This is a genomic window from Providencia rettgeri, from assembly GCF_023205015.1.
GTDB classification, from domain to species: domain Bacteria; phylum Pseudomonadota; class Gammaproteobacteria; order Enterobacterales; family Enterobacteriaceae; genus Providencia; species Providencia rettgeri_E.
Map to the genome: position 1 here is coordinate 3,380,875 of NZ_CP096258.1, position 19,104 is coordinate 3,399,978.

Consider the following 19,104-nt stretch of genomic DNA (forward strand, 5'->3'; position numbering starts at 1 on the left):
GGGTCAATCACTACCTCCTTAGGAGGTCGTTTAAGGCTGACAATGAAAAGGTCATATCTATCGTTGTCACTCAACTAATTAGATACGGCCTTTTATTTTTAAGTAAAACCACTTAATTAAGTAAAGAATATTCTCGATATAAAACCAAAACTAAAGTAAATTTAATAAAAATTCATATATTAAAGAGAGTTTACTCTCTCTTTAATTTAAACTATAAATAGTTTCTTATTGAAAACATTAAAATCCATAGTCTTATCATTCATTTTATTTACCTAAAAAGGTAAAAATAAAAAGATGATTTTATAGCACCATAAGATCATATCTTAAGCGTTTTCACATCCCCCCACAGTAAATAAGCTTTAAGCACCTTAAAAACCAACTTTAGACATTTTTAATACCACGCACCCCACAAAATAAGAATATTAGTCTGCACAAACCTATTAAATTGTATTTCAAGCGAAATATAATGTTACAGTTACTTGAATAATATTTAAATTTAATTTTGATTTGATTGATATCGTTAACAGTTAAGATAATGGTAATTTATTGGATTATCCATCTACTCCATTAACTTAAATGCATTAATTACAGGTTAAATATCACAACCTAAGTTAAATACCTAAAATTACTCGTCCAGTGGACTTACTTTAAAAATACTAATACAATCTTTACGTGTGAAATATATGGAATAATAGTTATTAAAAAATAACTTAAATATAATTAATAAATCTTTACTAGATAGATAAGAGGTTCCTATGATTTTTAAAAAGTCAGTATTAATGGCATCAATTATTATGGTTTCATTATCAAGTGTGGCACATGCTGCAATTGATAGCGGTAATGCTAAAGGTACCATTAATTTCAAAGGTCAATTTATTGATACGACATGCACTATTGAAGTTAATAATGCTAATAAAAATGAAGGTGTAGTACAACTTGGCACTTGGATGACTAACACCTTCGATAAGGTCGGTGAATTAACTGATGCAGTTCCTTTAACAATAGGCTTGAGTGGTTGCCCTGCAACATTAGCACGTGCTCGCGTCACCTTCGGAGGAACCGCACATCCAGATAACAACCAATTATATGCAGTCAATGAAGCTGATGGTGTTGGTATTGGTATTTCTGGTGATGTTAACGGAACAAATTTCTATACTCCAGACACTGAAGCTGATGGTATTGATTTGAATGGTAATAGTGGAGAGAAAACATATTATGCGCGTTACGTTACAACCGCAAATGAAGTTACTGCAGGTAAAGCAAACGCTGACGTTACTGTCACTATTCAATATAACCAATAGTTCACTGAATTAAGGGAACATTCGTTCCCTCTTTTTATAGGGGAAAATTTTGAAAAAGCATCTCATTTCATTAGCGCTTTTATTTATGACGACTCTTAATGCAAACGCCAGTGTTATTTTAGGTGGTACTCGTGTTATTTATGAAGGCAATAAGAAAGAAGCTTCAATTTCAGTGAGAAATGATGATAAAACACCTTATCTAGTACAATCTTGGGTAAATAATTTTAATAATAATGATAAACAGAAAGTACCATTTACTGTAACGCCTCCACTTTTTCGCATTGAACCTGAATCAGCCAATGCCATTCGAATTGTTTTAACAGATTCTCAGCTGCCCTCTGATAAAGAATCAGTTTATTGGTTAAATGTTAAATCAATTCCACCATCTGACCCAAATTCAACAAATAATTTAACAATTTCAATTAATAACAAGATTAAATTATTTTATCGCCCTGCTGGTTTACCAACAGCGGAAGCGTTAATTGCGTATGAAAAATTAACCTTTGAAAAACAAGGAAACTATTTAAAAGCAAATAATCCAACTCCTTATTATGTTTCATTTGGGGAGTTGAAGATTGGTAATAAAGAAATTGCAGAACCAGGCATGGTCCCTCCTCTGGGCGAAGCGTCATGGGATATTTCGGGAACTCAAGCAAACCAAGTTACTTGGAGTGCAATTAATGACCATGGAACGATAACGAAAGCGAAAAATCAGACATTAAAATAATCAGTTGGAAGAACATTCATTATGCGCTGCATTTCAAGAAAGCAACATTCATTCAATTGTCATTATGACGCGATAACCGATTTGCATAATGGGATAACTTATTTTCGATTGAAAAAAATATGTCAGGTAGTAACCGCAATAATTTTGGCTGGAATAAACATCAGTCATGTATCTGCGGAAGATTATTTTAGTCCTAACTCACTCAGCGTCATTAATGGCCAAAATATTGCAGATCTACCTAATTTAGACCAGTTCGCTAATCCTGGAGGACAGTTAGCGGGTGAATACCATGTCGATATTATCGTAAATGGTATTTTAATGGATTCTAAGGTTACCGAATTTGTTAAAGATGATAAATCAAGCCAGTTAATTCCACGCATAACAAAAGAAGAATTAGCACTTTGGGGAGTTAAAGTTAACTCTATTCCAGCATTGTCTGCACTTTCTGCTGAGCAATATATAGGCCCAATAGGCGAGTATATACCCGAGGCAAAATCTACGCTCGAATTGAATCAACAGAAGCTGAATATCTCAATACCTCAAGTCGCTATGAATAAACAAGCATTAGGTACTGTTCCCGTTAGTCAGTGGGAAAATGGTGTTCCTGCTTTAATCTTAAATTATTATTATAGTGGTTCAAACAATTGGAGTCGTAATAACACCAAAGACACAAACTCTCATTATTTCAACCTTCGTAGCACTGGAAATCTAGGCCCATGGCGTTTAAAAAATTATTCGACTTATACGGATAATAGCGGAGAACGCGAATGGAAAAACATTGAGACTAGCTTAGAAAGAGGGATTAACTTTTTAAAATCTCAATTAGTAATTGGTGACACAGCGACACCAAGTGAGATTTTTGATGGTTTTCAATTCCGTGGTATTCAATTACAAAGTGATGAATCCATGCTACCTAGTTCAATGAGAGGGTTTGCTCCCATTATTAGAGGAATAGCTCAAAGTAACGCAGAAGTTACGATTAAACAGAATAACTATGTTATTTATCAATCCTATGTCTCTCCAGGTGCATTTGAAATTGATGATTTATACCCAACGGGGACTAGCGGTGACTTAACCGTTATAATTAAGGAAGCAGATGGTACTGAACGCTCATTTACTGTTCCTTTCTCATCAATTGCTATTATGCAGCGAGAAGGGCAACTCAAGTATTCATTAACGGGGGGAAAATATAAATCTAATGCCTCCGGCGAAGTAGAACCTGATTTCCTGCAAAGTACTTTTATTTATGGGTTACCAAAAGGTATTACTGGGTATGTTGGAACTTTACTATCAAAAAATTACCAATCTTATGCGATAGGAATGGGGATTAATTTAGGTAGTTTGGGCGCACTATCGGCCGATGTTACACAAGCAAACAGCCAAAATTTATTAGGGAAAGAAGATACCGACAGTGGGCAGTCATATCGTTTCCAATACTCCAAAAACGTGACCTCGACTGGGACATCTGTAACTTTAGCTAACTATCGTTACTCAACGGAAGGTTTTTATTCATTCAGTGAAGCTAACAGTAATCAACCTAAAATATATCGCGATAATAAAAAAAACCGCTTTCAAGTCTCACTAAATCAGTCACTAAATAAATTTGGTAATATTTATTTTTCTAGTTATCAGCAAGATTATTGGAACCGTTCGGGTAAAGAACGCTCATTAAATGCGGGTTATAACAAAAGCTTTGATGGGATCACTTATAACTTTAATTACAGTTATTCTGATAGTGCTTATCAGCGTAAAGCTGATAATTATTTCTCTTTCTCAGTTTCTATTCCACTTAATAATACATCCGGTAATTACACATCGATAAATAGTAGTATTACAGCGGATAACAGCGGCAATGCAGACGCAATGATGGGAGTAAGTGGTACTCTTGGCGAAAAAAATAATATTAATTACGCTGTTCAGCAATCATATGGAAATAAAGAAACTCGTGGTAGTGGAAATGCTTCGGCATCTTATAGAGGAAGTTATGGTGTCGCTAATGCGGCCTATGGCTATGATAGATATTCACAGCGAGCAAATTACGGTTTAACAGGAGCGATTGTTGCTCACCCATATGGCATCACTTTAGCTCAGCCTATCTATGATTCTTTCGCGATTATTCGAGCCCCGGGCGCAGAAAATGTGCAAGTTTTAAATCGATCAAATATTTCAACCGATTCTCGAGGTTACGCAATTGTGCCTTATCTCAACCCTTATACTAAAAATGAAATATCCCTCAACATTGACTCTTTACCTGAAAATGTTGAATTAAAAACCAATACAGTTAATGCGGTACCAACAAAAGGCGCCGCAATTTTGGCAAACTACCAAACTCATGTCGGTTACCGATTATTATTTAATGTTATTCATAATGGAAAACCAGTGCCTTTTGGTGCAATGGCCCAATTCGCTCAAAATGATGACCAAAATATGAGCTCAGGTATTGTCGGTGATAATGGTGATGTCTATCTCAGTGGGATGCCAGAGCAAGGGCGACTACAAATTAAATGGGGTAAAAACCAAGAAGATCAGTGTGTTGCCGAATATAAATTAACCGCTGAACAATTGAAGCATCATTTACCCATATTGCCCGTCAACTGCCAATAAAATAGGTTTTGAATATGAATATAAAACAAATTATTGCTTTGGTTGGTATTACCTTATTTTCATTTAACGCGCTCAGTATCGGGCAGTTTCGCATCAATTTAGGGGATTTAGAAATTGATGCGGCAGCTCATAAACTTCCCCGTGAAGCGATATTGGGTAATGGTTGGAAGCAATTTGAGTCTACAGGGAATCAGGAATTATGTGTTGCTGAAGGGCCGGGAAACTTTAATTTTATTCCACAAGTAAATAGCCAACCCGTAGGAACGGTAATTAATGATAGTTCAGGGAGCTACCCCGTTTTTAGCACAGGTATTAATGGCGTGGGTTATGTCATGGCATTAAGGCAAAAAGGAACGAGCCAATGGTATCCGTTAACAGGAAATAATAGCGAAATTAGTGCCATTGATGGCTCATCATCGCTACAACTTGAAACACGAATGATGTATGTCAAAACCGTTCAAGGAGATATTGAAGGAACGGATAAAGCTGTTACACATTTTAATCCAGTCAAAGTGCAATGCAGTGGTGATATGAATTGGATCTCATCAGTAGGAGAAATATTACCTGCATCAACATTGATTTCATGGGCACAACGCACTTGTGCAGTTTCATCGGTTCGACAATCGGTCGACCTCGGCGTCCATGACATCGCTAAAGTTCGCGCGTTAAATATAGGAGATACCTTTGGCCATGCTCAACAGTCTATTACGATTAACTGCCCTGCCATCATGTCTGTAGCCTACACCATAGCGGATAACTTACACCCAAGTAATATAAATACAGATATTATTTATTTAGAAAATGAAAGCGAAAGCCCTGGATTTGCAGTGCGAGTATACGAAGCAGGTCAATCTTCCCCATTGAAATTAGGAGGAGACCGTACCTTATCCAACAATTATGTCTATTCCTTGCTGGATAAAGCAAGTCTGAACCCTATTGTCACAAAAACATTTGAATTCAGATATGTCAAAACATCGAATGAAGTGAAGGCAACTCATGGTAATGCACAGGTTACGGTTACCCTTGTGTATAAATGATCAAGGGTCATTATTTATGAAACATAATTTAAACATATTTGTACTGTTCTTTATATTTCTAATGCCAATGAATGCGATAGCTGTGGATGCCAAAATCAAGGTGAATTTTACAGGTTCGATTAAAGGTGCAACGTGTAGCATATCTTCTGATGCGCAAGGCGTTGATTTAGGAATGTGGTTTTTAGAAGGGGGTGGAAGTAACTTCCCTCGTAACTCAGTGACAGATTGGGTGGAATTTGATTTGATTTTTAATTGTTCAACAGCAAATCGACAAGTGAGTGGCGCTTTAGAAGGAACTCCTGCAGCACTAGATAGAAAGCTATTTGAGTTGGATCAGAGCGAAGGTTCAGCGAGCGGAATGGCTATTCAAATTGAAGCTTATTCGCCTGAGCGCAAACGTTGGGAAGCAAAAAATGCAAATGAAGTCAGTACCTTAATTAGTGCGGCAGGGACAACTTCAGGAACTAATACAGTTCAATTGCGTGCGCGCTATAAACAATTAGCAAATAGCGCAACACCAGGTACGGCAAATGCCTCTATTACATTCGTTGTACGAAATAATTAAGGGAAAACAATGAATAAAAAAATTCAATATGCAATTCATTGCCTTGTAACAACGATATTACTTTTCCCTGTTAAATCATTTAGTTACGATGCCATTTTTAATGTTACAGGACGAGTGTCTTCTAATACTTGCTCTATCCAATCATCAAGAATACAAAATATTCATCTTGGTGATTATACTATTAGTCAATCCGGCTTTGGCTTGGGTAGTGGCGTCAACTCGCAAAGTAAAGATGTGAGATGGCAGATTGATTTTGATTGCGATAAAGGCACTAAAATTAATATTGCTCTTCAAGGACGTCAATATCCGGGCGCTAACACAGTTCTAGATATAGATAACTCTACTGATAAAGCCAGAGGTATTGGTATCAGAGTCGAATACAGTAATGACCGAACGTCGTGGTATAGGATGATAATAGGTGGCCGTGATACTTTGGCTTCCCCGTCATATGTTGACGGAAAACTATCGATATACTTTAACTCTTACTATATACAAATGGAAAAAACGATTACTCCAGGTAAAGCCAATGCGACTATGGACATCGAAGTGACTTACGGATAATAAATTACAAGGTAAGAAAAGCGCCCCACAGTATACTGCCTAGCGACAATAAGAAGAGCCGCCTAAGCACGACTCTTCTTTATCGGGTTACCGAATATTAATCTTCAAGTAACGTTACATGCCCAATATAAGGCAGATGACGATATTGCTGAGCGTAGTCAATACCGTAACCCACCACAAATTTGTCTTCAATCGAATAACCAATCCATTCAACAGGAACCTGTACTTCTCGGCGTGAAGGTTTATCCAATAATGTACAAATCGCAACAGATTTAGGGCCGCGTAATTCGAAAATTTCACGAACTTTATTTAAGGTATTACCAGAGTCGATAATATCTTCAACGATTAATACGTGTTTATCACGGATATCTTCGTCCAAGTCTTTGACAATTTTAACATCACGACTTGATGTCATCGCATTGCCGTAACTTGAAACGGTCATAAAATCGACTTCATGAGGAACATCAATCTTACGACATAAATCAGCCATAAAAATAAATGAACCTTTCAGTAAACCAACAAGGACTAATTCACCATCAAGTTTTTGATAATGAGCGCTAATTTTATCGGCTAATTCACTGATTCGTTGAGCAATCTCTTCTTCAGAGATCATTACTTCAAGGGTATGTTTCATCTTCTATTACGCATCTATGGGAATGGAAAGCACGTAATTTTAACATAGGCAGCACGCATATACTAATAAAGGAAAATGCAGTGCTAAAATTTCACACTGCATTTTATCTGAAAATAAATGTGGCTGTTAACTTACCGTGAAGCCCAACATCATTCCGGTATCTTCATGCTCTAAAAGATGGCAGTGAGCCATATAAGGATGTTGTTGAGTTGCAGGGTGTTTAAATTCGACTAAAATTTCACTCACCTGCCCTTCCACTTTAACAATATCTTTCCAACCTTGGCGATGAGGCTCTACGGCTTGGCCATTTTCTTTTAGGATACGAAAACGTGTTCCATGAACGTGGAATGGGTGCAACATCATATCGCCACGCCCAGAAACGACCCATATTTCTTGTTGATTCATAGGGGCATTGAATGCAGGATGAGTCATTGAAAAAACCTGTCCATTAATGGTATTCGCGTTATGAATATCTAAACCATCAGAACCTGAACCACAATGGCCACCACTTCCCATTTTGCCATTCATATTTCCATGATTCATATTTCCATGGCTCATATTACCCATCATTGCACCATGACCGCCCATATTACCCATGGCCTGGTCGCCATATTTTTCGCGTAACATCATCATACCTTGCATGTCTAAACGCATATCCATCATTAAATGGAAACGGCGGCGATTTAATCCAGCAAGAGAAGGGATCGCAGATATTGCTGCAAGCGTTGATGGCAGGACTCCGTCTCCCTTAGTCAAAGTTGTTTCAATACGCAGTACTGGCAAAGGCTGGTCAAATGGTGCGATTGTCATACCCATTTGCCCGACAGGTAGCGTAACCAAATCGAATGCGCGACCATCGGAGGCGTCAATTAATACTTCAAAACGCTCTCCCATCAAGATAGGCAATTCTGTGACTGCAATCGGTTCAGCCAACAAACCACCATCACTTGCAATGACATACATTTTACGTCCATCACTAGTGGAAATGTTTAAACTTCTCGCATTGCAGCCATTTAATAACCTTAAGCGTAGCCAACCTTTTGGGGCAACATGTTTAGGGTAAACAGCTCCGTTCGTCAACATGATGTCTCCGAACCACCCCACTGCAGCGCTCATTACATCAAGCTGGTAATCAATTTGCCCATCATCTTTTAAGCGTTTGTCTTGCAAAATGACAGGAACATCATTGACCCCCCAATCACTTGGTAAGCCGTGTTTTGTGCTGTCATCATCTTTAATTAATACAAGACCAGCTAACCCCATCGCCACTTGGTATCCGGTTTTTCCATGAGTATGTGGATGAAACCAACATGTCGCTTCACTTTGGTTTACCGTAAAATTCACTTTACGGCTTGCTCCCGGCTGAATTATCGCTTGAGGCCCACCATCTTGTTCACCTGAAATCTCTAAGCCATGCCAGTGAACGGTTGTATCCTCAGCCAATTGATTCACAATATTGATATTAACGCTTTGCCCATTTCTTAAGCTAATCGCGGGGCCCAATAAATTACCGTTATAGCCCCATGTTGTGGTTTTCTTTCCCGGAACAAATTGCGAAACACCTTGTTGGATAGCTAACTGAATGTTGCCTTGTGCATCTGGTTCAACTAGCGGGGGGATCGCTAATTCAGGGTAGTTTCCCGCTGCGACCGCGATGCGGCTCCAAATAGGCAGCGCACTTGCAGCATATGTGATAGCACTTAATTTCAAAAAATCGCGACGTAGCATTGATAACCTTCCTTTTATTTATCAAATCAATAATCATCAGTGGTGTAATTTATGGCAAATTACACTTTCGAAGCAAAACATGGTTTAATGAAGGGATGATAAAGCCTCCCCTTACAGGAAGGTCAATAAAACCACTCTTTAAATGTGGTTTTATTACATGGATTTAAGAAAAATATAGTTGACTAACAATTCTATTCTTATGCTAACGTAACTTGACATAGAAAACAGATAGAATATCGAATGCGCAAATTTATATTGATGTCATGCTTAATGACTCTGTTAGGGATAACCAATTCTGCCAGAGCTCTTTCTCCCAATGAAGCTGAAGATCTTGCTGATCTTACGGCTATTTTTATTTATCTAAAATATGATTGTGGGTATTCACAAATCCCTGATAGGGAAATTGAACGTGCTATCGTTTACTTTGCTAAAAGTAATAAATGGGATCTTAGTAACTATAATGCGGAAAAAATGACCGCTCTTAACAAAGAAAGTTATAGTGACCTAAAAGGAATACCACTCACCGCTGAGTTTAAATGTCAGTCCCTTGCTCGCGATTCGCTAGGCCTTTTTGCTTACGTTAAATAGGCAGATGAGAAAGCCCATCAAGAAAACATGCCTAAACATAGTCTGCATGTTTTCTTTCTTTACTCTAAATTATTATTCCTTTTTTGCCTTCGTTCTTGCCAAAAAAGCACTAGCGATGGAATACTTTGAATAATTACCATTCTGATAATATGGTTTGACATCACAAAGCCGGCATCTAAATTCATCGTAATTGCTGCGAATGTCATTGCTTCCATACTTCCCGGCGCCCAAGCTAACAATAATACGGAAATGTCATAGCCGGTGATCCAAGATGCAAATACCGTGATAAGAAAAGTCAGCACGATATTTACCACCACCACTTGGGCTGAAGAGTATATATTTTTAATCAACGATGAAAGTGGAAAAACAATGAAATGATTACCAATATTCATCCCAATCAAGACCATACTGAGTTCAGTCAGCATCAGTGGGAAATTCAACGGGATATCAACCCAACTTTGAATGAGTGTTGCCGCCGCTAATGACGTTAACATAAAAGGCGCAGGGACTCTTAAACGCTGTAAAATTATCCCTGAAATAACACCGACAGCAACAATCAACAGTAACCACCCCGTTGAAACTAATGTGAGTTCAGGAAATTCGATTATTGGTTGCGGATCACCATCACTACCAACAACAATACCGGCTAATAAAATAAGAATAATTAAGCGAATAGTATGGGAAATAACAATTTTTTGAGGTGGTGTATGGGTATGGTCAGTTAATGCGAGAATTGCAGCCATCGCACCGGGGACAGAGCCAAGCATCGCCTCTTGTTTTGTCCAACCGACTTTTCGGTAAAACCAAAAAAAACTGAACGAAAATTGCACTGCCAAACAGACAACTAGCATCAATAATAAAAGAAATAAATTGTCTGCTTCGTTAAGAGATACTTGATTAAACATCAAGCCGACAGAGGTTCCCAGTGTGACTTGAACAAAGGTAATGGTATGTTTAGGAATAGCGAACGAGATACCAAAACGATGAAAAATGATAATCGCAATGATCGGGCCAAACATCAATGCAAGGGGAATTCCAAGATAGGTAAGCCCACCACCGATTAAAGCACAGATGGAAATCCCGCCTATCATTTTTAGTAATTTCATCATATGGTATTAACCATTACGTCTTTTATCACCCTAATTTATATCACATTATTTAAGCCATATGGCTTTAGTTTTTAATTATTTATCCCCTTAGTGATATCTATCAGTATTTATCCATTTATTAGGTTTTGATCTAGTTATTTTAACTTAGTGTCTAAAAAAAACGCTCTAACATAAATTAACATGGCGTAGTAACAAAACTATTTTTATTTTCATCATTTTATATTATCAGCACGAGCTTGATTCATAATCGCTTTGGACATCCATTGGGCTAATTCTGTTACTTGAGCGTCATCCATTTTCCAAATATCTTTTAAGACTAAAAATATTTCAGAACCATAAATAACAGAAAAGGCTCGAATCACTCTATCGATAATTTCTTGCGGATAGTCTGATTTCATTGGCGATGTCACCATCGCAAGGATTTCTTTACGATTACCACGTTCTAGGCGCTTATCTTGAAGACTTTGCGGCGTAGCTCTACCCTGCGCCCACTGCTGTAATGATGCTTGCAACGCAGCCCGTAAAACCCCTTCATGTTCAAACATACGAGGAAAAGCATAGGTCAATAACTCATCAATACGCTCTTCAGTTTGCTCACTTTGCGGACGCCAAGTTAAAATTGGACCTAAACTTTCATTAACCGTTGCGGTAATTAAATCGGTTTGTGTCGGAAAATAACGATAAGCTGTCGCACGAGACACTCCCGCCTCAAGCGCTAATTCCGAGACAGAAGGCATCGCCCCTTTTTCAAATAGGTCTAAAGCTGTCGTAACCAATAATACATAGGTCCGTTTTCGTGTTCCTTTGTACTCTGTGAGTGTGTGAATTTTAGACATTAATTTATCCTTAAAATACTGCCAATTACTATAAATTCAGTTAGCATTAATGAAAACATATAAGTGTGAATAGGTAAATGTACTTGATTGATAATTTGATAAGACTTATCTCAGGAGATGATTTTAAAGATAATAGCAAAAATCATAATAATCACATTTAAATCTTTTAATTTTCCACACATTTTCAAAACACTCAAAACCACAAATAAAAAAATCATAATTTTCAATCAGATAAAAAACAAAACCCAATATCTCTTACAATAAAACAAAAAATGAGACTGCAGTCTCATTTTACAATTAAATCAAATGGTACTATAGTCTCATTATGATGAAAAATTCAACGCTCGTTTTACTCTGAAAGGGTTGTTCTATGAAAAAACATCCGGGTTTTATTTATGTTGTAACGACGCTTGACACAAAAAGTGCTGAACTATTTTATGTCAGTGAATTAATTAAAAAAGCCGGATTAGCGGTACGCACCGTTGACCTGACAACACAACTCACGCAATTAGAAAAAAACGCAGATATCAGCGCACACACCGTTGCAAGTTTTCATCCGCTAGGTGCTGAAGCCGTTTTCTGTGGTGATCGTGGTAAAGCCATTGAAGCCATGGCACACGCTTTCAGCCTTTATCTTGCGGCACAAACCGATGTCGCTGCTATCCTTGGTTTAGGGGGGTCAGGTGGAACCGCTCTCATAACACCCGCCATGCAAGTATTGCCTGTAGGTATTCCAAAGTTAATGGTTTCCACGATGGCATCAGGGGATATTTCTGGTTATATCGGTGCGAGTGATATTTCTATGATGTACTCCGTTACTGATGTATCAGGTTTGAATATCATTTCCCGCAAAGTATTAAAAAATGCGGCCAATCAAATCGCAGGAGCCGTTTGGTTTGATAGCGAAGAACAACCTCACGACTTAAAACCTGCCATTGCCCTAACCATGTTCGGAGTAACGACCCCGTGCGTACAGACACTTACAACACAGTTAGAAGCGCAATATGACTGTCTAGTTTTCCATGCAACAGGTAGCGGTGGTAAAGCCATGGAAAAACTGATTGATAGCCAGTTACTGCATTCAGTTTTAGACATTACAACCACCGAAGTGTGTGATTATTTATTTGGTGGCGTATTAGCGTGTGATGAAGACCGTTTTGGAGCCATTGAGCGTACTCAGACTCCGTGTGTGATGTCTTGTGGAGCCTTGGATATGGTGAATTTTGGCCGTCCTTCCAGCGTGCCAGAACACTACCAAAATCGCTTATTTTATCATCACAACGCTCAAGTCACTTTAATGAGAACGACCAAAGAAGAAAATCAGCAAATGGGTCGTTGGATTGCAGAAAAATTAAATCGTTGTCACGGTGAAGTGCGCTTTATCATCCCAACAGCAGGATTTTCAGCATTAGATGTTGATGGTGCTCCGTTTTGGGATCCTATCGCAGACCAAGCCTTCATTGATGCTTTAACCGAAAATCTAATCATAACAGAGAAAAGACAGCTTATTTTGAGTCCTTATCATATTAACTCCTCCGAGTTTTGTGACCAGGTTATTCAGCTACACCAGGAAATTTCGAACAAATAATAGAGGTTAATTATGAAACATAACCGCGCAGATTTATTAAAAAAATTTAGAGACATGATTGCTCGGGGAGAACCAATCATCGGCGGTGGTGCGGGCACTGGGCTATCCGCGAAATGTGAAGAAGCGGGCGGTATTGATTTAATCGTTATCTATAACTCTGGTCGTTACCGTATGGCAGGTAGAGGTTCACTTGCCGGCTTATTAGCCTATGGCAATGCGAATGAAATCGTTATGGATATGGCAAAAGAAGTTTTGCCCGTCGTAAAACAGACTCCTGTCCTTGCAGGTGTAAATGGAACAGACCCATTCTGCCAATTTGATAAATTCCTTGATGATATCAAAGCGACAGGCTTTGCAGGGGTGCAAAACTTCCCTACCGTCGGGCTAATTGATGGTAATTTTCGTGCCAATTTAGAAGAAACAGGAATGGGTTATGGGTTGGAAGTTGAAATGATCCGTCTAGCCCATGATAAAGATTTACTTACCACGCCTTACGTTTTTAGTGCTGAAGATGCCATTGCGATGACTAAAGCCGGCGCTGACATTATTGTGCCACACATGGGGCTAACGACTGGCGGGAATATTGGCGCAGAAACGGCATTGACGCTCAAAGATTGTGTGCCATTAATCAATGAATGGGCAAAAGCGGCAAAAGCAGTACGCGAAGATGTGATTGTTCTGTGTCACGGTGGCCCAATTGCGACACCAGAAGACGCTGAATATATTTTAGCTAACTGCCCTGATTGCCATGGTTTTTATGGTGCCAGCTCAATGGAACGTTTACCAACAGAAGTCGCACTAACCGCAACAACACAAAAATTTAAATCAATAACTCGCTAGGCCTTTTTATTTTTACTTTTTGTATTGCCAACACCAGGCGCCTACTTCGGTAGGCGTTTTTTATTTTTTCGCCCCTGTCATCTTGAGCGTGACATAATAGTTATTTCCCTTTTTCCTGGTAAATAGAACGTCCTTTGCATAAAAAATGCATTAAACAAGCCATAAATATAGGCATACCAAAGTAGAGCACACCAAAGGCAAAAGCTACATGGGGTTTATCCGGGAATTCACCACCACTAGAAATACTCGAATAATAGCCAATCGACCTTAAATATTCAGGCGTTAACCCACCATAAGGCACGAGGAAAGATAAAATTAATACCAAGAAAATACAGAACATAAAATTGAGTGCCATTAATGCTGAATAGCCCATATTTTCTGAACGTTCTTGCTCTGTTCGGCTGGTTAAACCAAAAAGCATTCGATTGGCAACAGTGGCACTGTATAAATATAAAATTAATGGGGAATCACCTAATACTGACATATTTATGGCCAGCGCAAAAAGACCATAAAAAAGAGCAAATAGCGTTAATACTCGCCAATCACGAAATACCGCCATAAAGACGCCTGAGTGAACTAAAATAAATTCAAAAATCAGGATCAATGTCAGGTTATAAATAATTTCTACCGTATAGTATTCAGGGAAAAACCATACCGATAAAATAAAGCCGACATAAAATAATGAAAAGCCGTAATTTATTATTTTAGAAAAAACACGAATAATGCTGAAAGAATACGAATTTTCCTTCACACTTTTTACTGATGATTGTTTTGGGAAAAAACCTTGGTGCTTATCTTTCTCGTTCCTTGGCGGTTTTACCATTACCTCACTCCATGCCATCAATATCACTTTATTAATAAGCTACTTGATAATATAAAAAATAAACAGTGGCTAAAATCTGAATGACAAATTAAAGAGAGGATAAAGTGTAATAAATATCGACAAGATGGCATGAACGTAAAAACGCCATGCCACAGATAAACTAAATTGAAATTAAACCAGTTTCGCGATCAACGTATCTAAGTCACCCTGTAAGAAATTCACGGGTGGTATTTCAATTACAGTATATGCGCCTGCAGCTTGTTTCATCGTTGCACGTGCAGCAGAAACCATAAATTGAGATGTCAGCGCGGGGTTATTAATACGCATTGAATATTCGAATAATTGATTGTGTGTTGCTCCAGAAACCCCTTTATGGGTCATGTGCACACCGTGTCCAACATCTTTCAATGCATCGATACTATCAACTTGGCGAATATGTGTTTCATCAGAAGAAAAATAGCTATCTGCTTTAATCGCTTGAGCCACTTCATCAAACTTCGCACCAGCGTCTAATTCAATGTACACCATACGACGATGAACCCCAGTTCCTAGTGGAATAGTCACGGACAGCGCATCTTTCACGCCATCAATAGCCTTAGCCGCTACACTATGCCCCATACTCATCCCCGGTCCAAAGTTTGTATAAGTCACACCTTTAGGAGCCATGGCTAACATCAATGTACGCATAATTGAATCCGACCCCGGATCCCATCCCGCAGACACAACTGCCACGCTATTATGCTGCTTCGCGACATCATCTAAGCGATGTTTTAAAGCCACGATATCTGAATGCACGTCAAAGCTATCAACCGTATTGATTCCCAAACTTAAAATTTTTGCGGCTAATGGCCCGATTGCACGCGTAGGTGAACAGAGTAGCGCAACATCAATTTTTCCTAGTTTTTCAATATCATCGACCACTTTGTAGGATGAAAGCTCAGCAGGAATATCTTGTGTATTACGACGAACTATCCCGACTAACTCAAAATCTTCAGCGGCCAGAACAGCTTCTAGTGCATAGCGACCAATATTGCCATAGCCCACTATTGCTGCTTTAATTTTTGTCATTTTTGCTCCTATACAGTTCTGATGTTGCTTATTAAATTATTTATAGCGAAATTGAATTTAACAGAATAATTAAAAGTAAACAAAACATTAGCCTCATTAAATCAGATGCATTTTAACCCTATTTTCATTGTTGAAATCCATGTAGAATTAATCCCCCAGAAAGCTTTCCCTAACATTCATGAATATAAAGGTTCTCAATGCATCAATCCGATGTGACTGAGCGGTCACTCTTTTCGCTCAGCTGGCCAATTTTTATCGATATTTTTCTTCATTTGGCCACATTATTAATTAATACCTATATGGTGAGTCACGTTTCTACCGCCTATCTTGCCGCTATGGGGGTAGGAAACCAAGTATTTGATTTATTTATCACTATTTTTAACTTTATCAGTGTGGGGTGTAGCGTTGTTATTGCCCAGTACCTTGGAGCAGGCCGCCGAGAAAAAGCCAGCCAAGCGATTCATATTTCAATCGCTTTTAACTTTATTCTTGGTTTTTCCAGCGCATTAGTTGCGTTATTTTTTGGCTATAGCATTTTAACTATTATGAATATGCCATCACATTTAATGGCTGATGGTTATACCTATTTACGTATTTTAGGGATTTGTTTAATTCCTGAGGCAATTTCAATTATTTTAGCGGCTTGCTTACGAGTATATGGTAAAGCACAACCCGCAATGTGGGTCACATTAATTGCTAATGTGATTACCGTATTTGGTAACATCATTGTTCTTTATGGGTTCTTCGGCTTACCACAATATGGACTTGAAGGTGTTGCTTGGTCAACTGTTGTTGGGCGTATTGTTGCCGTTATTTTACTCTTCTGCCTACTGTTTTATGGGTTAAGGATCAAATTTGTCCCACTGATGTTAATACACTGGTCACGGAAAATGTTGGGTAAAATTCTACATATTGGATTACCCTCTGCAGGGGAAAACCTCGTATGGATCCTCCATTTTATGACTGCATCTGCGTTTATCGGTCTCATGGGAGAAACATCTCTTGCAGCACAAACACTCTATTTCCAATTGTCATTGTTTATCATGCTGTTTGGGATATCTATCAGTATTGGTAATGAAATTATGGTTGGCCACCTTGTTGGTGCAAAGCGATTTGAAGATGCTTTTAGGCGCGGCGTAAAGAGCCTTAAAATGGGTTTTTACGTAACAATTGGTGTTGTTATCGCCTTTTGGTTATTTCGTGATCCTATCTTAAATAATATTACGGATGACCAAGGTATTATTCAGGTACTGCTGCCATTGTTTTTACTCTCTGTTTTCTTAGAGCCCGGCAGAACAATTAATATCGTGATGGTAAACGCATTACGTGCCTCAGGCGACGCTCGCTTTCCGCTATGTACTGCCATTATTTTTATGTGGGGCGTCGCTATACCGTTAGGCTACTTCTTAGGTATAAAAATGGAGATGGGTCTCTTAGGTATTTGGCTAGGTTTCTTTGCTGATGAATGGCTGCGCGGCTTAACCAATGCATGGCGCTGGCGTTCACGTAAGTGGCAAAGTAAACGCCTTGATTTAGAAAACTAACCTTTTTCACTTATCACTGGGTCCTGCCCAATTTCATAGGCAGGACTTTTGTGACCAAGCTCAACGTTAGAAATATTTCATTTTTATAGCTCAAATGAGAGATAATATTTCTCCCCACTCTCTTTAAATCCCCTAACTTAGTGAAGTTTTTCTCCAGACTGTTGTTTAAAATAATAAAAACGAAAAAGAGTTTATTAAGGGGACTTGCCATGCATGCTCAATCACAACCACTACTTTGGCAATATTTTATCAATGCAGTAAAACAAGAAGTAAAACCTGCCTTAGGTTGTACTGAGCCTATTTCATTGGCATATGCTGCCGCCAAGGCCGCCTCATTACTTGATGGATCTGTGATCCGTGTTTGTGCGTTTGTCTCCCCTAACCTCATGAAAAATGGCATGGGTGTAACAGTACCCGGAACAGGTATGGTTGGTTTACCCATCGCAGCAGCCCTTGGTGCAATTGGGGGAGATGCCGAAGCCGGTTTAGAAGTATTAAAATCTGCCTCTGCGGATGCTATTACCTTAAGTAAAAGCATGTTGGCGCAAGGAGCGATTACCGTTGATATCAAGCACCCTTGTGATGATGTCATATACTCCGAAGCCACGGTATATACACAAACTGGATCCGCAACCGTTATCATTGCAGGCTCTCATACGAATATTGTTAAAATAATTCATAACAATCGCACCATATTTGATGCCACGACAGCTCAACCTCATCATGAGTCCCCCGTTGACTGTGCCGCAGACGTCCCACTGCCGCCAGTCAACGCAAAATCGGTTTATCAATTTGCTACCGAAGCCCCTTTAGATGATATTCGTTTCATTCTTGAGGCGGCCCATTTAAACGAAGCCTTATCTCAAGAGGGCTTACGCAATGTTTATGGCTTACATATTGGCAAAACATTGCAAACTCAGCGGGACCGTGGTCTGCTTTCAAAAGACTTAATGTCTGAAATTATGATCCGCACCTCAGCAGCCTCTGATGCACGAATGGGAGGGGCGGTATTGCCGGCCATGAGTAATTCAGGATCCGGTAATCAAGGTATTGCGGCAACCATGCCGGTGGTTGTCACGGCTGATTATTTGCAATCTTCTGAAGAGCAACTGGCTCGTGCGTTAATGTTGTCACACTTAATGGCTATTTATATTCACAATCAACTTCCTGCATTATCAGCACTTTGCGCAGCTACAACAGCCGCAATGGGTGCCGCCGCAGGGATTGCTTGGTTATTAGAATCTCGCTATGAAGTGGTCGCTATGGCAATTTCTAGCATGATTGGTGATGTTAGCGGCATGATCTGTGATGGCGCATCAAATAGCTGTGCAATGAAGGTTTCCACCAGTGCAAGCGCAGCTTATAAAGCCGTGCTAATGGCATTAGATAATAGCTGTGTTAAAGGGTCGGATGGTATTGTTTCTGATGATGTCGACCAGTCCATTGCCAATTTATGTTCTTTAGCGGCGGGTTCTATGAAATATACTGACGTGCAGATTATTGAAATTATGGCCGCTAAAGCGCGTCCTTAACGCCGTAGCGTTGTTGGCT

The 19,104-nt window shown here is 39.0% G+C and carries 17 protein-coding genes; 11 read left to right on the forward strand and 6 right to left on the reverse strand.

The window, feature by feature from the left end:
* Positions 1-755 precede the first annotated feature (755 nt).
* The 6 genes from M0M83_RS15360 (at position 756) to M0M83_RS15385 (ending at position 6,795) form a co-directional block, all read left to right on the forward strand.
* Complete coding sequence (locus M0M83_RS15360; RefSeq protein WP_213913869.1) at positions 756-1,301, forward strand: fimbrial protein; 546 nt, start codon at positions 756-758, stop codon at positions 1,299-1,301.
* Between the two features lie 49 nt (positions 1,302-1,350).
* Positions 1,351-2,028 (forward strand): fimbrial biogenesis chaperone, encoded by a 678-nt coding sequence (locus tag M0M83_RS15365; protein WP_248466868.1) that lies wholly within the window; start codon positions 1,351-1,353, stop codon positions 2,026-2,028.
* 144 nt (positions 2,029-2,172) lie between these two features.
* Positions 2,173-4,632: a fimbria/pilus outer membrane usher protein gene (locus M0M83_RS15370; protein ID WP_248466870.1), complete on the forward strand. Its 2,460-nt coding sequence runs from the start codon at positions 2,173-2,175 to the stop codon at positions 4,630-4,632.
* 14 nt (positions 4,633-4,646) lie between these two features.
* Positions 4,647-5,669, forward strand: coding sequence for a fimbrial protein (locus M0M83_RS21850; protein WP_213913867.1), 1,023 nt, complete (start codon positions 4,647-4,649; stop codon positions 5,667-5,669).
* 16 nt (positions 5,670-5,685) lie between these two features.
* A complete protein-coding gene (locus tag M0M83_RS15380; protein ID WP_248466872.1) occupies positions 5,686-6,234 on the forward strand; it encodes a fimbrial protein in 549 nt (182 codons plus the stop codon).
* A 9-nt stretch (positions 6,235-6,243) separates the two neighbouring features.
* Complete coding sequence (locus M0M83_RS15385; RefSeq protein ID WP_125891607.1) at positions 6,244-6,795, forward strand: fimbrial protein; 552 nt, start codon at positions 6,244-6,246, stop codon at positions 6,793-6,795.
* A gap of 97 nt (positions 6,796-6,892) precedes the next feature.
* On the opposite strand, the gene hpt is transcribed toward M0M83_RS15385, so the two are convergent.
* Together hpt and cueO are read right to left on the reverse strand one after the other, a co-directional pair.
* On the reverse strand, positions 6,893-7,429 hold the full coding sequence (gene hpt, locus M0M83_RS15390; protein WP_125891608.1) for a hypoxanthine phosphoribosyltransferase: 537 nt from the start codon (positions 7,427-7,429) through the stop codon (positions 6,893-6,895).
* 126 nt (positions 7,430-7,555) lie between these two features.
* The gene (cueO, locus tag M0M83_RS15395; RefSeq protein WP_213913865.1) at positions 7,556-9,157 is read right to left on the reverse strand and encodes a multicopper oxidase CueO; all 1,602 of its coding nucleotides are present in this window, start codon (positions 9,155-9,157) and stop codon (positions 7,556-7,558) included.
* Between the two features lie 240 nt (positions 9,158-9,397).
* On the opposite strand from cueO, the gene M0M83_RS15400 reads away from it, so the two are divergent.
* Positions 9,398-9,745, forward strand: a complete 348-nt coding sequence (locus M0M83_RS15400; protein WP_125891610.1) for a YacC family pilotin-like protein — start codon at positions 9,398-9,400, stop codon at positions 9,743-9,745.
* Positions 9,746-9,804: 59 nt separating this feature from the next.
* On the opposite strand, the gene M0M83_RS15405 is transcribed toward M0M83_RS15400, so the two are convergent.
* Positions 9,805-10,854, reverse strand: a complete 1,050-nt coding sequence (locus M0M83_RS15405; RefSeq protein WP_213913863.1) for an AbrB family transcriptional regulator — start codon at positions 10,852-10,854, stop codon at positions 9,805-9,807.
* Between the two features lie 212 nt (positions 10,855-11,066).
* A complete protein-coding gene (locus M0M83_RS15410) occupies positions 11,067-11,690 on the reverse strand; it encodes a TetR/AcrR family transcriptional regulator (protein ID WP_125891612.1) in 624 nt (207 codons plus the stop codon).
* Between the two features lie 370 nt (positions 11,691-12,060).
* On the opposite strand from M0M83_RS15410, the gene M0M83_RS15415 reads away from it, so the two are divergent.
* Entirely contained in the window at positions 12,061-13,278 is a 1,218-nt protein-coding gene (locus M0M83_RS15415) for a Tm-1-like ATP-binding domain-containing protein (protein WP_248466874.1), read from the forward strand.
* A gap of 12 nt (positions 13,279-13,290) precedes the next feature.
* On the forward strand, positions 13,291-14,118 hold the full coding sequence (locus M0M83_RS15420; RefSeq protein WP_213913862.1) for a phosphoenolpyruvate hydrolase family protein: 828 nt from the start codon (positions 13,291-13,293) through the stop codon (positions 14,116-14,118).
* Positions 14,119-14,218: 100 nt separating this feature from the next.
* Here the strand turns inward: M0M83_RS15420 and M0M83_RS15425 are convergent, their stop codons facing one another.
* On the reverse strand, positions 14,219-14,941 hold the full coding sequence (locus M0M83_RS15425) for a hypothetical protein (RefSeq protein ID WP_213913861.1): 723 nt from the start codon (positions 14,939-14,941) through the stop codon (positions 14,219-14,221).
* A 171-nt stretch (positions 14,942-15,112) separates the two neighbouring features.
* Positions 15,113-16,009, reverse strand: coding sequence for a diaminopimelate dehydrogenase (locus tag M0M83_RS15430; protein WP_125891616.1), 897 nt, complete (start codon positions 16,007-16,009; stop codon positions 15,113-15,115).
* A 197-nt stretch (positions 16,010-16,206) separates the two neighbouring features.
* Here M0M83_RS15430 and M0M83_RS15435 point away from each other — a divergent pair, with 197 nt between their 5' ends.
* Positions 16,207-17,553 (forward strand): MATE family efflux transporter, encoded by a 1,347-nt coding sequence (locus tag M0M83_RS15435; protein WP_125891617.1) that lies wholly within the window; start codon positions 16,207-16,209, stop codon positions 17,551-17,553.
* Positions 17,554-17,762: 209 nt separating this feature from the next.
* The gene (locus M0M83_RS15440; RefSeq protein ID WP_248466876.1) at positions 17,763-19,085 is read left to right on the forward strand and encodes a serine dehydratase subunit alpha family protein; all 1,323 of its coding nucleotides are present in this window, start codon (positions 17,763-17,765) and stop codon (positions 19,083-19,085) included.
* The last annotated feature ends 19 nt before the right edge of the window (positions 19,086-19,104 follow it).